Annotated in this window: 15 protein-coding genes; 8 read left to right on the top strand and 7 right to left on the bottom strand. The window is 67.7% G+C overall.

What is annotated here, in order from left to right:
• The 3 genes from IHE46_RS15945 to IHE46_RS15935 all read right to left on the bottom strand — a co-directional run.
• The coding region (locus IHE46_RS15945; RefSeq protein ID WP_192165762.1) for a cation:proton antiporter at window positions 1-800 on the bottom strand (800 nt) is incomplete at its 3' end.
• A 27-nt stretch (window positions 801-827) separates the two neighbouring features.
• Window positions 828-2222 carry an MFS transporter gene (locus IHE46_RS15940; protein ID WP_343230046.1) on the bottom strand — a complete coding sequence of 465 codons (1395 nt, stop codon included), beginning with the start codon at window positions 2220-2222 and terminating at the stop codon, window positions 828-830.
• 174 nt (window positions 2223-2396) lie between these two features.
• Window positions 2397-3029: a phosphatase PAP2 family protein gene (locus IHE46_RS15935; protein ID WP_192165758.1), complete on the bottom strand. Its 633-nt coding sequence runs from the start codon at window positions 3027-3029 to the stop codon at window positions 2397-2399.
• Window positions 3030-3141: 112 nt separating this feature from the next.
• On the opposite strand from IHE46_RS15935, the gene ligA reads away from it, so the two are divergent.
• From ligA to IHE46_RS15920, 3 genes are read left to right on the top strand one after another with little or no spacing between them, the layout of a single operon-like run.
• A complete protein-coding gene (gene ligA, locus IHE46_RS15930; protein WP_192165756.1) occupies window positions 3142-5529 on the top strand; it encodes an NAD-dependent DNA ligase LigA in 2388 nt (795 codons plus the stop codon).
• Window positions 5526-6491: an EF-P lysine aminoacylase EpmA gene (gene epmA, locus IHE46_RS15925; protein WP_192165754.1), complete on the top strand. Its 966-nt coding sequence runs from the start codon at window positions 5526-5528 to the stop codon at window positions 6489-6491. The genes ligA and epmA overlap by 4 nt, the downstream gene beginning before the upstream one ends.
• 2 nt (window positions 6492-6493) lie before the next feature.
• A complete protein-coding gene (locus IHE46_RS15920; protein WP_192165752.1) occupies window positions 6494-6889 on the top strand; it encodes a VOC family protein in 396 nt (131 codons plus the stop codon).
• Between the two features lie 58 nt (window positions 6890-6947).
• On the opposite strand, the gene aqpZ is transcribed toward IHE46_RS15920, so the two are convergent.
• The gene (aqpZ, locus tag IHE46_RS15915) at window positions 6948-7649 is read right to left on the bottom strand and encodes an aquaporin Z (protein ID WP_225563110.1); all 702 of its coding nucleotides are present in this window, start codon (window positions 7647-7649) and stop codon (window positions 6948-6950) included.
• 266 nt (window positions 7650-7915) lie between these two features.
• Here aqpZ and IHE46_RS15910 point away from each other — a divergent pair, with 266 nt between their 5' ends.
• Complete coding sequence (locus IHE46_RS15910; protein ID WP_192165750.1) at window positions 7916-9226, top strand: MFS transporter; 1311 nt, start codon at window positions 7916-7918, stop codon at window positions 9224-9226.
• A gap of 3 nt (window positions 9227-9229) precedes the next feature.
• Here the strand turns inward: IHE46_RS15910 and IHE46_RS15905 are convergent, their stop codons facing one another.
• Genes IHE46_RS15905 through sbcB form a run of 3 tightly spaced genes read right to left on the bottom strand, consistent with a single transcriptional unit; the run spans window position 9230 to window position 12152 of the window.
• Entirely contained in the window at window positions 9230-10018 is a 789-nt protein-coding gene (locus IHE46_RS15905; protein ID WP_192165749.1) for an SGNH/GDSL hydrolase family protein, read from the bottom strand.
• On the bottom strand, window positions 10018-10704 hold the full coding sequence (locus IHE46_RS15900) for a DUF2461 domain-containing protein (protein ID WP_192165747.1): 687 nt from the start codon (window positions 10702-10704) through the stop codon (window positions 10018-10020). The genes IHE46_RS15905 and IHE46_RS15900 overlap by 1 nt, the downstream gene beginning before the upstream one ends.
• Before the next feature lie 11 nt (window positions 10705-10715).
• A complete protein-coding gene (gene sbcB / locus IHE46_RS15895) occupies window positions 10716-12152 on the bottom strand; it encodes an exodeoxyribonuclease I (protein ID WP_192165745.1) in 1437 nt (478 codons plus the stop codon).
• Between the two features lie 56 nt (window positions 12153-12208).
• Here sbcB and orn point away from each other — a divergent pair, with 56 nt between their 5' ends.
• The 4 genes from orn to IHE46_RS15875 all read left to right on the top strand — a co-directional run bounded on the left by orn (window position 12209) and on the right by IHE46_RS15875 (window position 16163).
• Window positions 12209-12775 (top strand): oligoribonuclease, encoded by a 567-nt coding sequence (gene orn, locus IHE46_RS15890; RefSeq protein WP_192165743.1) that lies wholly within the window; start codon window positions 12209-12211, stop codon window positions 12773-12775.
• A complete protein-coding gene (gene folP / locus IHE46_RS15885; protein WP_192165741.1) occupies window positions 12772-13686 on the top strand; it encodes a dihydropteroate synthase in 915 nt (304 codons plus the stop codon). Before orn ends, folP begins: the two co-directional genes overlap by 4 nt.
• Before the next feature lie 69 nt (window positions 13687-13755).
• Window positions 13756-15105 carry a phosphoglucosamine mutase gene (gene glmM, locus IHE46_RS15880; RefSeq protein WP_192165739.1) on the top strand — a complete coding sequence of 450 codons (1350 nt, stop codon included), beginning with the start codon at window positions 13756-13758 and terminating at the stop codon, window positions 15103-15105.
• Window positions 15106-15227: 122 nt separating this feature from the next.
• Window positions 15228-16163: an isopenicillin N synthase family oxygenase gene (locus IHE46_RS15875; RefSeq protein WP_192165737.1), complete on the top strand. Its 936-nt coding sequence runs from the start codon at window positions 15228-15230 to the stop codon at window positions 16161-16163.
• Window positions 16164-16192: the final 29 nt, after the last annotated feature.

The following is a 16192-nucleotide window of genomic DNA, read 5'->3' as shown; positions in this document are numbered from 1 at the left end:
AGCATGTGCTGCTGGCGGGTTTCGGAGGCGATCATGCCGGCGAGGAAGGCGCCGATGATCGCCGCGAGGCCGAACAGGGTGGAGACATAGGCGAGGCCGAGGCAGAGCGCCAGCGCAATCAGCAGGGGCGATTGCGTGTGGCGCGGCTTCTCCAGCCAATCGGAGTTCCGGCGCATCATCCGCGCGCCGCCCCAGCCGATCACCACGATGAAACCGGCCGCCTCGCCCAGCACCACGAGCAGGTGGCCGGGATCGAAGCCATCGCCGCCCTGCATCGAAACCACCACGCCGAGCAGCAGCATGGCGAGGATGTCGTCGATCACCGCGGCGCCCAGGATCACCTTGCTCTCCATCCGCTGCAGCGCTCCCAGTTCCTGCAGCACGCGGGCGGTGATGCCGGCCGAGGTGGCCACGAAGGCGGCGGCCACGAACATGGACTTGTCCCAGTCGAAGCCGCTGCCGTGCGCCCATAGCGCACCCATGCCGAAGGGCACCAGCACGCCGACCACGCCGACCAGCAGTGCGGTCCTGCCGACCTTCTTCAAATCGTCCAGCCGCGTTTCCAGGCCCACCGAGAACAGCAGCAGCACCACGCCGATTTCGGCCAGCACGTCCAGCGGCGTGCCGGTGGCGACCTGGTCCGGCGTGATCCAGCCGAGCAGGGAAGGGCCGACTACGCAGCCTGCGGCGATCTCGCCCACCACGCCGGGAAGCTTCAGGCGCTGGGCGATCTCGCCGCCGATCTGCGCGGCGACGAACACGATGAACAGGGTGAGCAGTATGTCGCTGGCATGGTGCATGCCACGCATGCTAACCCGCGGCGGCGGTCAACGCGCGGCGGGGAGTGCGTCGCGCTGCCGGTTGTCGTGCAACTGGCCGAACACGCGGCTGGAGGCGGCGGTGATCACGGCCAGCACCACCACGGTCCAGCGGAACGCGACCACGAAATCATGGGGCGCATGCCCGCGCAGCAGCGCCTGCATGAGCAGGGTGGAAAGCGCAATGCCGAAGCTCATCGCGAGGTACTGCACGGTGGATGCCATCGACGAGGCCATCGAGGCGTGCTTGATGTCCAGGTCGTTGTAGATCAGCGTGTTCATCACGGTGTACTGCAGGCCGGCGAATGCCCCGTAGGCGAAGGTGAACGCGGCGATCAGCCAGCCCGGCGTGCTCTGCCCGAACAGCGCGAACGCCGCCAGCAGGAGGGCCACCATCAGCGTGTTGCCCAGCAACAGGCGGCGATAGCCGAAATACACCAAGGCGCGGTTGACCGCCCACTTCGCAGTAATCGAACCCAAGGCCTGCGGCACCATCATCAGGCCCGCCGCCACCGGCGACCAGCCGCAGCCCACCTGCAGGAACAGCACCAGCAGCAGGAACATGCCGGAGATGCCTAGGCGCGTGGAGAGGCCGCCGGCAAGCGCCACCCACACGCTGCGCACGCGCAGCAGGGAAAGGTCCGCCACTGGAAACGGGGTGCGGCGGCTGTGCCATACATATGCGACGCCGAGCAACACGGCGATGCCGGTGCAGGCCGCCATCCCCAGCCATGGCACCGGGCTGCTGCCGGCCAGTTCCGAGGCGGCCAGCAGCAGCGCGGAGGCGGCGGCGAACAGCAGGAAGCCCGCGAGGTCGAAGCGGTTGGCGCGGTCCAGCCGGTACTCCGGCATGTCGCGCCGGTTCATCCACATGCCGGCGATGGCCACCGGCACGTTGACGAGGAAGATCAGCCGCCACGAGGTGTACTCCACCAGCGCGCCGCCCAGTAGCGGTCCCAGCACCGAGCCCAGCAGGCCGAAGGTGGCCACCGTGCTCATTGCGCTGACGAATTCGCGCTTGTCGATGCTGCGCACCAGCACGTAGCGGCCCACCGGCATCAGCGAGGCGCCGCCGACGCCCTGCAGCACGCGGGCGGCCACCAGTTGCGGCAGCGTCTGCGATACGCCGCACAGCAGCGAGCCGAGTCCGAACAGCACGATGGCGCCGCCGAACACCCGGCGCGTGCCGAAGCGGTCGCACAGCCACGGGCTGGCCGGGATCAGGATCGCCAGCGTCAGCACGTAACTGGTCAATGCGCTGCGCATGCCCAGCGGGGTTTCGTGCAGCGCTTCGGCCATCGCCGGTACCGCGGTGTTGACCACGGTGGAGTCCAGCGCCTGCATGAAGAAGGCCGCCGATACCAGCCAGAGCAGGCCGCGGTAGCGTTCGAGCGAGGAGGCCACGGACGCCTGGTCGGGCGCGACCGCCGCAGTGGCAACCGCGGCGTGGGGAAGAGGCTCGTCAGCGTGCGAAGACATTTCGCACATGATAGCTGCTGCGGCAGTTTTCATTCCGCCGCGCGGTTTCGCGGAGTCAGCAGCGTTTCATCCAGCGGGTCGTGACGAGCAGGTGATGCCTCAGGGTTCTGGCTTGAAGTGGTGCACGTAACCCACCTGGAAACCGCCCGGCAGCCAGCCGATGATGAGCGGCGACTTGCGGTGCGCGGCCCAGATGCCGACGCCGGCACCCAGGGCCGCGCCGGCCAGCACGTCGCTCTGCCAGTGGCCGCGCGTCTTCATGCGCGCCACCGCGTCGTAGGCGGGCAGCAGCGCGAGCGCGTAGACCGCGGGGTGATCCTCGCCGTAGTTCGCCATGAACGGCGTCACCGCGGCGGTGATCGCCGTGACTTCGCCGCTGGGGAAGCTTCGGCCGCGGCTGCCCTCGAAGAAGCGGTTCGGGTCGGAGGTTTGCGAGGGCCGTTCGCGCTGGAACGTGTACTTCAGCGCTTCCGCGCCGAGGCTGGCAATCACGGTCGCATCCACGGAACGCCAGAACGTGTCGCCCAGCTTGTCCTGGTCGCCGAAGGCCAGCGCGCCGCCGCCCACCGCGACGATGGTGCCGTACATCAGGATGTTCTGGTTGCTGCGCTTCCAGATGCCGCTGTTGTCGTAGTGCAGGCGGTGGTCGATGCCGAACGGGCCGTCACCGGCAAATGCCGGGGCGGACAGCGCAAGGGCGAGGAGCAGCAGCATGAAACGTGGCTTGCGCATAGCGGTTCCCCTCCCGCCCGGCTGGGCATGACGATGACTCTCCAGCCTAGCCGCGCATTCTTTCGATTCGCTTATCGCGCCCCTGCCATGGACGTATCGTTAAACTGCGCCCATGAGCGCTTCCCACCTTCCCAGCCAGCCCCAGGTCCGTGCCGCCGACCTGCGCGCGCGCATCGAGCAGGCCAATTACCGCTACCACGTGCTCGACGATCCCGAGATCACCGACGCCGAGTACGACCGCCTGATGCGCGAGCTGGAGGCACTGGAAGCCGCCCACCCCGAACTGGCCACCCCCGACTCGCCCACGCGCAAGGTGGGCGCGCGCGCGCAAGGCGGTTTCGCCGAGGTGCGGCACGCGATGCCCATGCTGTCGTTGAGCAATGCCTTCGAGCAGGCAGGCGACGACGACCGCACGCGTTTCCACGAGGTGGCCGAGTTCGAGCGGCGCATCGAGCAGGCGCTGGGTCGCGGCGAACCGGTGTTCTCGGTGGAGCCCAAGCTGGATGGCCTGGCGATCAGCCTGCGCTATGAGCATGGCGTGTTCGTGCAGGGCGCCACGCGCGGCGATGGCGAAACCGGCGAGGACGTCACCGCCAACCTGCGCATGGTGCGCGCGATTCCCCTCAAGCTGCGTGGCGAAGGCTGGCCCGACGTGCTGGAGGTGCGTGGCGAGGTCATCATGCTGCGCAAGGATTTCGAGGCGTTCAACGAGTTTGCCCGGACGCACGACGAAAAGACCCTGGCGAACCCGCGCAACGGCGCGGCCGGCTCGCTGCGCCAGCTCGACCCTTCGATGACCGCCAAGCGCAAGCTCAGTTTCTTCGCCTATGCGGTCGGCGCAGTGGCCGGCGGCGAGTTGCCGGCCACGCATTCCCAGACGTTGCAGCAGCTGCGCGAATGGGGTTTCCCGGTGTCGCCGGAGGTGGGAACCGCGCGCGGCTTCGCCGGCCTGATCGCCTACTTCAAGCGCATCGGCGCCAAGCGCGACGGGCTGCCCTACGACATCGACGGCGTGGTCTACAAGCTGGACGACTACGCGGGGCAGCGCGCGATGGGTTTCGTGGCGCGCGCGCCGCGCTGGGCCATCGCCCACAAGTTTCCCGCGCAGGAACAGAGCACCACGGTCGAAGCCATCGAAATCCAGATCGGTCGTACCGGCGCCGCCACCCCGGTGGCGCGGCTGGCGCCGGTGCAGGTGGCCGGCGTCACCGTCACCAACGCCACCCTGCACAACGCCGACCAGGTGGCGCGGCTGGACGTGCGCGTAGGCGACACGGTGATCGTGCGGCGTGCCGGCGACGTGATTCCCGAAGTGGTGCGCGTGGTGCCCGAGCACCGGCCGCCGCACACGCAACCCTGGGCGATGCCGGCGCATTGCCCGGTGTGCGGCTCGGCGCTGTTGCGCGAAGAAGGCGAGGCGGCGTACCGCTGCTCCGGCGGCCTGGTCTGTGCCGCGCAGCGCAAGGAGGCGCTGATCCACTTTGCCGCGCGCCGTGCGATGGACATCGACGGCCTGGGCGAACGCTATGTCGATGCGTTGGTGGATTTCGGTTTCGTGCACACGCCCGCCGACCTCTACCAACTCACGCTGGACGATTTCCTGGAGATGAAGCGCCGCGCCGACGAGCGCGACGGCACCACGCCGGAAACCGTGAAGCAGGGCAAGGTGGCGACGAAGTGGGCGGAAAACCTGCTCGACGGCATCGCGGCCAGCAAGGCCACCACGCTGGCGCGCTTCCTGTTCGCGCTGGGCATCATGCACATCGGCGAGAGCACGGCGAAGACGCTTGCGGCCTGGCTGGGGCGGCTGGACTACGTGCGCAGCATGCCTGCGCCGGTGCTGCGCGTGCTGCCGGACATCGGCGGCGAGGTGGCTGCCTCCATCGCGGGCTTCTTCGCGCAGGCGGGCAACCAGCAGGTGGTCGACGCATTGCTTGCCGCCGACATCCGTTTCGGCGATGAAGGCGAGCCGTTGCCCAAGCTGCGCGAGCGACTGAACCTCGCGGTGCTGCTCGACATGGCGAACGTCAACAAGCTCGGCCCCAAGAGCACGAGCTTGCTGGCCGCGCAATACCCGACGCTGCAGCGATTGATCGATGCAGGTCAAGCCCAATGGATCACCGCGGGGCTGCCGCAGGGAGCGGCGATCAACCTGGAAGCGTATCTGGCCGATGCCGAACAGCTGGCTGCCTTGCGCGAAGCCGAGACGGCGATGCAGCGTCTGCTCGATGCCATTCCGCAGGCAGCGGTATCGGCCAGCCTGCCGCTGGAAGGCCAGACCGTGGTGCTCACCGGCACCCTGCCGACAATGGGCCGCGACCAGGCCAAGGAACGGCTCGAAGCGCTGGGCGCGAAAGTCGCCGGCAGCGTGTCGAAGAAAACCAGCTTCGTGGTGGCCGGCGCCGAGGCCGGCTCCAAGCTGGACAAAGCCAACGAACTCGGCGTGCCGGTATGGGACGAAGCGCAGTTGCTGGCACTGCTGGCGGAGCATGGGGCATGACCGTCGAAACCTTTCCCCGTATGCCGGCCTTGCAGCTGCGTGCCCGCATCTATGCCCTGATCCGCGGCTTCTTCGCCGAGCGCAAGGTGCTGGAAGTGGAGACGCCCATCCTCTCCGCCGCCGGCAACACCGAGCCGAACATCGAAAGCTTCAGCACCCAGTTCGGCGGCCACGTGGATGCCGGTGCGCGCGAACGCTGGTTGCGCACCTCGCCCGAATTTCCGTTGAAGCGCCTGCTCGCCGAAGGCGTGGGCGACTGCTACGAACTGGGCCGGGTGTTCCGCGACGGCGAGGCGGGCGGACGGCACAATCCCGAGTTCAGCATGCTGGAGTGGTATCGCGTCGGTTGGGATCACCGCCGCCTGATGCACGAAGCCATCGAACTGGTGGAAGCGGCGCTGGCGCTGCAGGGTGCGCGCGCCGAAGTGCTGATCGTGGGTTACCGCCAGCTGTTTCTCGACGAGCTGGGGCTGGACCCCGCGCATGCGCCGGTCGAGGATCTGCGCGCGCCGCTGGCCGGGCAGGGCATCGATCCCGCCGGGCTGACCCGCGACGACTGGCTGGACCTGCTGCTCACCCACAAGCTGCAGCCGATGTTCCCGCGCAACCGCATTACGGTCATCCACGACTACCCGGCCAGTCAGTGCGCGCTGGCGAGGCTGCGCGCGGGCGACCCGCCGTTGGCCGAGCGTTTCGAGCTGTATCTCGGCCGTTACGAACTGGCGAACGGCTATCACGAGTTGAACGACGCGACGGAGCAGCGCACGCGTTTCGAGCGGGACAACGCCCGCCGCCGCGAACGCGGCCAGCGCGAACTGCCGCTGGACGAGCGGCTGCTCGCCACGCTCGATGCCTTGCCCGATTGCGCCGGCGTGGCGTTGGGCGTGGAGCGCCTGCTGATGTGCCTCGCCGGCACCGACGCCATCGCCGACGTGCTGGCGTTTCCGTTTTCGGAAGCCTGACCATGCCGCAGAGCTTCCTGCGCGGCATCCACCACGTCGCCCTGATCTGTTCGGATTACCCGCGCTCGAAGGCGTTCTACAGCGAGGTGCTGGGTCTGCGCATCGTGCACGAGGTCTATCGCGAGGCGCGCGATTCGTGGAAGTGCGACCTGGAGGTCAGCCCCGGCGTGCAGCTGGAGCTGTTCTCCTTTCCCGGCGCGCCGCCGCGCCCCTCGTGGCCGGAGGCGCAGGGACTGCGTCATCTCGCCTTCGCGGTGGCGGACGTGGACATCGCGGTCGCGGCGTTGACTGCGCGTGGCGTGGCTTGCGAAGCCGTGCGCGTGGACGAATACACCGGCAAGCGCTTCGTCTTTTTTGCCGATCCGGACGGTTTGCCGATCGAACTTTACGAGGTATGAAACAGACACGCGGCCAAGAGGCCGCGTGTCTCGCCGTGACAGGGCAGGTTTGCGCCGCTTACTCGTCGCTGCTGCGCAGATAGCGGAAGATCACGCCGCCGATGACGCCGCCGATGATCGGCATCACCCAGAAGAACCACAGCTGCTGTACCGCCCAAGTGCCCTGGAAGAAGGCCACGGCGGTCGAGCGCGCGGGGTTCACCGAGGTGTTGGTGACCGGGATGCTGATCAGGTGGATCAGGGTCAGCGCGAAACCGATCGGGATGCCGGCGAAGCCGACCGCGGCATTCTTGTGCGTCGTGCCCATGATGATGAAAAGGAAGAAGGCGGTCATCACGATTTCGCACACCGCCGCCGAACCCATCGAATAGCCGCCCGGCGAATGGTCGCCATAGCCGTTCGCGGCGAAGCCGCTGGCGGTGGCGTCGAAGCCGGCCTTGCCCGAGGCGATCAGGTACAGCACGCCGCCAGCCACCAGGCCGCCGACCACTTGCGCCACGATGTAGGGAACCACTTCCTTCCCGGGGAAGCGCCCGCCCGCGGAGAGGCCGCAGGTCACGGCCGGATTGAAGTGGCCGCCGGAGATGTGACCGACCGCGTAAGCCATGGTCAGCACGGTGAGGCCGAAGGCCAGCGCCACGCCCGCGAAGCCGATGCCCAGTTGCGGAAAGGCTGCCGCCAGCACGGCGCTGCCGCAGCCGCCCAGTACCAGCCAGAAAGTGCCGAAGAATTCGGCTGCCATGCGTTTGCCCAGGTTCATCGATGACTCCTTCTCGAGAGTGTATGGACGCGAGCGTCGCGAGGTCGCGACCCTCATCGAACGACTGGCCGGAGGCCAGGTGTAACGACGTTTCCTCTCCCCCTGAAAACGCCGCATGGCGGGCCGCGTGCAGGCTGGGCGGCTCATCCGTGTGGTCCGGCATCCTGCCGGACGGCGTGAGCATAGAGGATGCGGGGTGGATCGCGTAGTGTTGCCGCCTGCGTTATGTTGCCGACCTTTTCCTGCCCATCGATTGCGACCTTCCCATGAGCGATGCCACCACCTTGCAGGCAACGGACGCGCCGCGTCCGGCCGTACGTCCGCTGGATCGGCGCGACGTCCGCACCTTGCTGCTCTCCGCGCTTGGCGGCGCGCTGGAGTTCTACGACTTCGTGGTGTTCGTGTTTCTCACGCAGCAGCTGGGAGCGCTGTTCTTTCCGCAGGGCACGGCATCGTGGCTGGCCCAGATCAAGGTCTACGGCATCTTCGCGGCGGGTTACCTGGCGCGTCCGCTGGGCGGCATCGTGATGGCGCATTTCGGCGACCGCTCGGGCCGCAAGAAGATGTTCACGCTCAGCGTGTTCCTGATGGCGCTACCCACGCTGGCGATCGGCCTGCTGCCGACCTACGCGCAGATCGGCATGCTGGCGCCGCTGTTCCTGCTGCTGTTGCGCATCGTGCAGGGCATCGCGGTGGGTGGCGAGGTGCCGGGGGCCTGGGTCTTCGTGGCCGAGCATGCGCCGTCCACGCGCACGGGTTTCGCCTGCGGCAGCCTCACGGCAGGGTTGACCGCAGGCATCCTGATCGGCTCGCTGGTGGCGGCGTGGCTCAACGCGCGATTGACGCCCGCGCAATTGCTGGATTGGGGTTGGCGCGTGCCGTTCTTGCTCGGCGGCGTGTTCGGCTTTGCCGCGGTGTGGTTGCGCCGCTGGCTCAGCGAGACGCCGGTGTTCGCGGAAATGCGCGAACGCCAAGAGCTCAGCCGCGAACTGCCGCTGCGTGTGGTGCTGGCCGGGCATCGGCGCGGCGTCGTGGTGTCGATGCTGGTGACGTGGATGCTGACCGCCGCCGTGGTGGTGCTGATCCTGATGCTGCCCACGCTGGCGCCGAAGGGTTTCGGCATCCCGCCGAGGCTGGCCTTCCTCGGCAATGCGCTGGCGGCCTGCGCGCTTACCGCGGGTTGCATTGTGTATGGCTGGCTGGCCGATCGTTTCGGTGCCTTGCGGACCTTGCTGGCAGGCTCGCTGCTGCTGATTGCCGGCACGTGGGCACTCTTCGTCGACCTCGCCGCAGGCGGCACGCATTTCCTGGCGCTGTACGCGCTGGCCGGCCTGCTGGTGGGCGTCGTTGGCGTGGTGCCGGTGGTGATGGTGCAGGCCTTCCCGCCGCCGGTGCGCTTCTCCGGCCTGTCGTTCTCCTACAACGTGGCCTATGCCGTGTTCGGCGCCGGCACCGCTGCGATGATCGGCTGGCTCGCCGTGCATGCGGGGCGCATGGCGCCCGCGTATTACGTGGTGATCACGGCGGTGGTGAGCGTCATTGTGAGCGGGTGGCTGCTGGCCCGCCGCGAGCGGTAGCCGCTAGTCGCCGCGTGCCAGTGCGATGGCTGCTTCGACGTCCTGCACTGAATAGGCGTGGCCAGTGGGCGTGCCGTCATTCGGCAAGGGCAGGCTGACAGGCGAAGGCGGTTGGAACTTCGCCTTGGGGCCGTACATCGGCGCCTGCACATCCAGCGCCTGCGCCTGCGGCAATGTGCCGAACAGCTGGCGATAGAGCAGCACGGATTCCAGCAGCACGAGTTCGTGGCCGGGATGAATGCCGTCGGTGTAGAACCACGACTCGGCGGGGTAACGTTTCAACCCCAGTCCCAACTGGCCGGAAACCGCGACATAGGGCAGCGCGTTCGTATGTGCCGCCGCAGATTCGGTCTGCACGATGGTGTCCGATGCTTCGGGATTGTCCTGGTAGGTGCCGAGCAGCAGCGGCGTGGCGTGGTTCGTGCGGGTGAGTTGCGCCAGCTTTTCCAGCGAGGCCCGGGCGTTGCTGCATACGGCCGGACCGAATCCGCAGGCGAAATCGAAGCCGCGCTCCTGCAGCACCACGATGTCGTAGTGGCGTTGGGCAAGTGCCCGTTTCACCGAGCCATCGTTCACGCGATCCGTCAGCGTCGCACCGCCTTTCACGATCATGTCGGTCTGCAGCATGTGGCCGTTGGCCTTTGCCATGGCGCCCAGCACCGCGGGCAGGTTGCCGACATAGGTGAGACTGTTGCCGACGAACAATACGTGCGTCGTCGCCTGCCGCCCGCAACCGGCGAGCAGCGTGACAAGCAAGGCCAGGGCACATACCGGCAGGTGGCGCGCCTTCATCAGAACTCCAGTTCCTGCGTGGCGCAGAGATAGTCGTTCATGGGTGCCACGCGCTTGAAGCAGGTCACCAGCCACGGCAGCAGTTCGACGGAGCAGGCCAGGGCTTCGTCGAAGGTTTCGCCGGCGGCGAAGTCCTTGCGTTTCAGGTCTTCGATCAATTCGTGGCCGGGATCGTAGCCGTGCGGCGGGCGCTTCAGCGACTCGCCCCAGAACTGCATGTGCTCGCGGAAAACCGGGCTTTGCGTGGCCTTCTTCCAGGCGGAGGGGTTGTCGGCGAGGAAGGCGCGGATCTTCTTGAGCGCGTCGGGTTCCGGGTGCCACATGCCGCCGCCGGCGAAGCAGTCGCCGGGCTGGATGTGGATGTAGAACGAGGGGGCAGGGATTTCGTGGCGGCGTTCGTGGAAGAAGCGCGCGCCCTGCCACGGCTTGTACGGCAGCTTGTTGTTGGAGAAGCGCGTGTCGCGAAAGATGCGGAACAGCGAGCCGCCGTTCTTGCGCGGGTCGGCGCGGTAGTGCGCGCTGATCTTCGTCAGCGGCGCCTGCATGTCGGTGATGAGTTGCAGGAACGGCTCGCGCACGTGGCGCTCGTAGTCGTTCTTGTGCGCCTGGAACCACTCGCGGCTGTTGTTGCGGTCGAGTGCGCGCAGGAACTTGAACGTGGCGGGGCTGAAATAGGCGTGTGGCATCGGTGTCTCGGTCAGGTCAGGTCGGCGGCGAGCGTTTCGCCCCAGGCCCGCAATTGATCCAGCAGGGGTTGCTTGTCGTGTCGTGACGGATCGGCGCTCAGGGCGGACAGTGTGGCGAAGTAGTCGTCCAGCGTGAGCGTGGTGAGCGGTGTCGGCCGCGTGAGCCGCTGGCGGCGGAAGTCTTCCCAGCGCGCGCGCTCGTCGGCGTCCAAGGTTTCCGGCCAGTTGCGTGCGCGGTAACGGAACAGCAGCTCCGCATAGCGCGGATCGCGGAACGCGAAAGCACGCGTGCCGAGTTGCTCGGGCGGCGTGGCGCGCACCTCGCGCAGCAGGCGCTTGTCGGCATCGGGCGGGAAACCGCCATACAGCGCAAGCTCCGGGTCTTCCGGCGGCGGTAGTTCGGCGGCGCAGGCGAACACGCGGGACACCTTGGCGGCGAGGCCGTCCGCGGCGGCCAGCGCATCGCGATGCGCAAGGCAGCGCGCGGGGTCGAGCTGCAGGCGCTGCAGATCCACGCCTTTCAGTACGGAGAGCGGCGCCAGCGCCGGGGCGCGGTTCGCGCGCACGGTACGCAGCGGGATGCGCTCGACGCCTTCCGGCAGGTCGCCGCGCGCGGTGAACACGCGGTCGGCGATCTCGTCCTCGTCCAGCGCCAGCAGTTCGGCGGGGTCGCTGGCGAGGTCGTAGACGATGATTTCGCCGGGGCGCGAGGGGTGCATCGCCAGCGGCGCGATCAGCGCGAGGCAATGGCGGCTGGAGGGGTAGCGCGAGGAAACGTGCACCAGCGGCGTCATGGCCGCGACGTCCAGCAGTTCGAACACGCGCTGTTTGCGGCGCAGTGCGTAGAACCAATCCCACAGCCTGGGCTGGCGTACGCGGATCAGCCGGGCCAGGTCGATCGACGCGTGGACATCGGAGAGCGCATCGTGCGCGCGTTCCTGCTGCAGGTGATTGGCAGTGGCGAGATGCTCCAGCTTGAAGCTGGGCGTGCCGTCATCGCGGGTCGGCCAGGTGATGCCTTCGGGGCGCAACGCCTCGCACAGGCGCGCGAGGTCGATCAGGTCCCAGCGCGAGTTGCCGTTCTCCCACTCGCGGCCATACGGTTCGAAGAAATTGCGATAGAGCAGCTGCCGCGTCACCTCGTCGTCGAAGCGCAGCGAGTTGTAGCCCACGCCGCAGGTGCCCGGGGCGGCGAGCTGTTCATGCACGCGGGCGGCGAATTCGGCCTCGTTCACGCCCTCGCGCTCGGCCTGTTGCGGCGTGATGCCGGTGATCAGGCAGGCTTCGGGCTGGGGCAGACTGTCGCGCGGCGGCAGGCAGAAGAACATCACCGGCTCGTCGACGATCTCCAGTTCCATGTTCGTGCGGATGCCGGCGAACTGCACCGGACGGTCGCGCCGCGTGTCGGCACCGAAGGTCTCGTAGTCGTGCCAGAAGAAGGTCTGCATGCCCCGGATCATCGCATGGTGTGCCGGCTGATAGACTGCGCGGCGAAGGAGAGCCCATGAGCCAAGCCAACGACGACAACCTGATCTGGATCGATCTGGAGATGACCGGCCTCGACACCGATGCCGATTCGATCCTGGAAATCGCCACCATCGTCACCGACAAGGACCTCAACGTGCTGGCCGAAGGGCCGGTGTTCGCGATACGCCACGAACTGGACCGGCTGGAGGCGATGGATACCTGGAACCGCAACCAGCACGGCCGCTCCGGGCTCTGGCAGCAGGTGCTCGACTCCACCACCGACCATGCCATCGCCGAACAGGCCACGCTGGATTTCCTGCGCGAGTGGGTGCCGGCGGGCAAGTCGCCGATGTGCGGCAATTCGATCTGCCAGGACCGCCGGTTCCTCCATCGGCAGATGTCGCGGCTGGAGCGCTATTTCCATTACCGCAATCTCGACGTGTCCACGCTGAAGGAGCTGGCGCGGCGCTGGGCGCCGGCCATCGGCAAGGGCCTCAGCAAGGAATCCGCGCATACCGCGCTGTCGGACATCCGGGATTCCATCGAGGAGCTGCGCTACTACCGCCGCCACATGGGGGCGCTGGGCGGGCAGGATCCGGCATGAGCGCGCTGGACGCGATGTTCGCCCCCGTGCTCGATTGCGCCGGCCGCAAGCTGGTGCTGGATCGCCCGCGCGTGGCCGGCATCCTCAACGTCACGCCGGATTCGTTCTCCGACGGCGGCCAGTTTGCCGACAGCGAATCCGCGGTGGCGCATGGCTTGGCGCTGGCGGAGCAGGGTGCCGACATGCTCGACGTGGGCGGCGAGTCCACCCGCCCGGGCGCGAAGGACGTGTCCATCGAGGAAGAACTGCGGCGCGTGATCCCCGTGATCGAGCAACTGGCGAAGCGCACGTCGCTGCCCATCGCCATCGACACGTCCAAGCCCGAAGTGATGCGCGCCGCGGTAGCCGCAGGCGCGGGCATGATCAACGACGTCTACGCACTGCGCCGCGAAGGCGCGCTGGACGCGGTGGCCGAGCTCGGCGTGCCGGTATGCCTGATGCACATGCAGGGCGAACCGCGCAGCATGCAGGACGCGCCGCAGTACGACGACGTGGTGGGCGAGGTGCACCGCTTCCTCGCCGACCGCCTGTTCGCCTGCGAACTGGCCGGCATCGACAAGCGCAAGGTGATGGTCGATCCCGGTTTCGGCTTCGGCAAGAACCTGGAGCACAACCTCGCCCTGTTACGCGCGCTGGAGCGCTTTGCCGGTTTGGGCAGCGGCGTCTACGCGGGGCTGTCGCGCAAATCGATGATCGGCGAACTGACCGGCCGCAAGCTGCCGGACGAACGCGCCGCCGGTTCCGCCGCCGCTGCGCTAATTGCGGTGCAGCGCGGTGCAATGCTCGTGCGCGTACACGACGTGGCCGCCACGGTGGACGCGCTGGCCGTGTGGCGGGGCGTGCACGCGGGTGACGAGGCGCCGCGCCGCGATTCGAAGCCGGCGCCCCCGCGCTGGCCGGACGACGACTGAGTAAAAAAACGGACAGGACGGTGGCGCATGAGGCGCCGCCGTGGGGCAGGGAATTTTTCGGGAGGCATCATGAGCGAACGCAAATACTTCGGCACCGACGGCATCCGCGGCCGGGTGGGGGAGTGGCCGATCAACGCCGAATTCATGCTGCGCCTCGGCCGCGCGCTGGGCGCCGTGCTCAGGCAGCAGCAGGGCGGCGCGCGGCGCAGCGTGCTGATCGGCAAGGACACCCGCGTTTCCGGCTACATGTTCGAAGCCGCACTGGAAGCCGGCCTGGTTTCCGCCGGCATGGACGTGCGCATGCTGGGGCCGATGCCGACGCCGGCGGTGGCCTATCTCACCCGTTCGCTGCGCGCCGAAGCCGGCATCGTCATCAGCGCCTCGCACAATCCGCATTACGACAACGGCATCAAGTTCTTTTCCACGCATGGCGAAAAGCTCAGCGACGCGATGGAAGCGGCGATCGAAGCGGAGATCGACGCGCCTTTCGTCACCGTGCCTTCCGAGCAACTGGGCAAGGCGCGCCGCATCGACGATGCCGCGACCCGCTACGTGGAGTTCTGCAAAAGCACGGTGGCCGAGGATTTCAATCTCAACGGCCTGCGCATCGTGCTGGACTGCGCCAACGGCGCCACCTACCAGGTCGCCCCCAAGGTGTTTGCCGAACTGGGCGCGGAGGTGACGACCTTCGGCGACAAGCCGGACGGTTTCAACATCAACCGCGACGTCGGCTCCACCCACCCGCAGGCCCTGCAGCGTGCGGTGCAGGAGTTGGGTGCGGACCTCGGCATCGCCTTCGACGGCGACGGCGACCGCGTGCAGATGGTGGACCGCCATGGCGCGATCGCCGACGGCGACGACCTGCTCTACGTGATCGCCCGCGCCTGGCACGCGCGCGGCCAGCTGCAAGGCCCGGTGGTCGGCACGCTGATGAGCAACTACGGCCTGCAACTGGCGCTGGACAAGCTCGGTGTGCCGCTGGTGCGCGCCAACGTGGGCGACCGCTACGTGCTGCAGCAGCTCAAGGAGCACGGCGGCGTGCTGGGTGGCGAAACCTCGGGCCACGTGTTGTGCCTGGATCGCGCCACCACCGGCGACGGCATCGTGTCCGCGCTGGCCGTGCTGGAAGCGCTGGCCGGCGAAGATTTCGCCGCGGCGCGCCAGGGCCTGCACAAGATGCCGCAGGTGATGATCAACGTGCGTGCCGAGGGTGCCCGCGAAGCGCTCGGCAGCGCTGCCGTGCAGGAGGCTCTGGCACACACCGAGCGCACCCTGCAGGGCCGCGGTCGCGTGGTGCTGCGCGCCTCCGGCACCGAGCCGCTGGTGCGCGTCACCGTGGAAGGCGACGACGACGCCGAAGTGCGGCAGTTGGCACAAAGCCTGGCCGACGTCGTAAAATCGTCCGCAGAACGCTCGTGAACCAACAGGCGCATCGCGCCTGACCAGGTCGCTCAAGGAACCGGTCGCCAAGGAATGGCCCGACGTGAACGTCCCTGCGGTGGCGTATCACTCATCGACCGCAGCCTTGACTGGACACGACCATGAAAAACGTTCCCACCCTCGACATCCGTCGTTACGACACCGACCGCGAGGCCTTCGTCGCCGAGCTCGGTGCGGCCTATCGCGAATTCGGCTTCTGCGGCATCAGCGGCCACGGCATTGCGCGCGAACTGATCGACGGCGCCTACGATGCGTTCCAGCGCTTCTTTGCGCTGCCCACCGACACCAAGATGAAGTACCACGTGCCGGGCAGCGGCGGTGCGCGCGGCTACACGCCGTTCAAGGTGGAAACCGCCAAGGACAGCAAGCACGCCGACCTCAAGGAGTTCTGGCACGTCGGCCGCGAGATTGCGCGCGACTCGAAGTTCGCCGACGTGATGGCGCCCAATCTGTGGCCCAGCGAAATACCGGAATTCCACCCGTACGGCTACGGCCTGTTCGAAGCGCTGGACCAGCTGGGCACCCGCGTGCTGCGCGCGCTGGCCTTGCACATCGACCTGCCCGAGAACTATTTCGAGGACAAGACCGAGCAGGGCAATTCCATCCTGCGTCCGATCCACTACCCACCGATCACCGACGACAACGTGCCCAACGTGCGCGCCGGCGCGCACGAGGACATCAACTTCATCACCCTGCTGGTCGGCGCCAGCGCGGAAGGGCTGGAAGTGCTGACCCGCGAAGGCGAGTGGCTGCCGATCACCACGGAGGGCGACGCCATCGTGGTGAACATCGGCGACATGCTGCAGCGCCTGACCAACCACGTGTACCCGTCCACCACGCACCGCGTGGTGAACCCGCAGAATGCCAACGCGCGCAAGCCGCGTTACTCGGTGCCGTACTTTCTGCACCCCAACCCCGACGTGGTGCTCGACCCGCTGCCGCAGTGCGTGACCCCGGACAACCCCAAGCGCTACGACACCAGCATCACCTCGCACGAGTACCTGCAGCAGCGGCTGCGCGAGATCAAGCTGATCTGATGCAGCTGTCTTCTCCGCCAGCGTGCTGG

Source organism: Rhodanobacter sp. DHG33, from assembly GCF_014843005.1.
In the GTDB taxonomy this organism is placed as follows: domain Bacteria; phylum Pseudomonadota; class Gammaproteobacteria; order Xanthomonadales; family Rhodanobacteraceae; genus Rhodanobacter_A.
The sequence above is the reverse complement of the archived record's forward strand: the minus strand, read 5'-3'. Positions and strand labels throughout refer to the sequence as shown.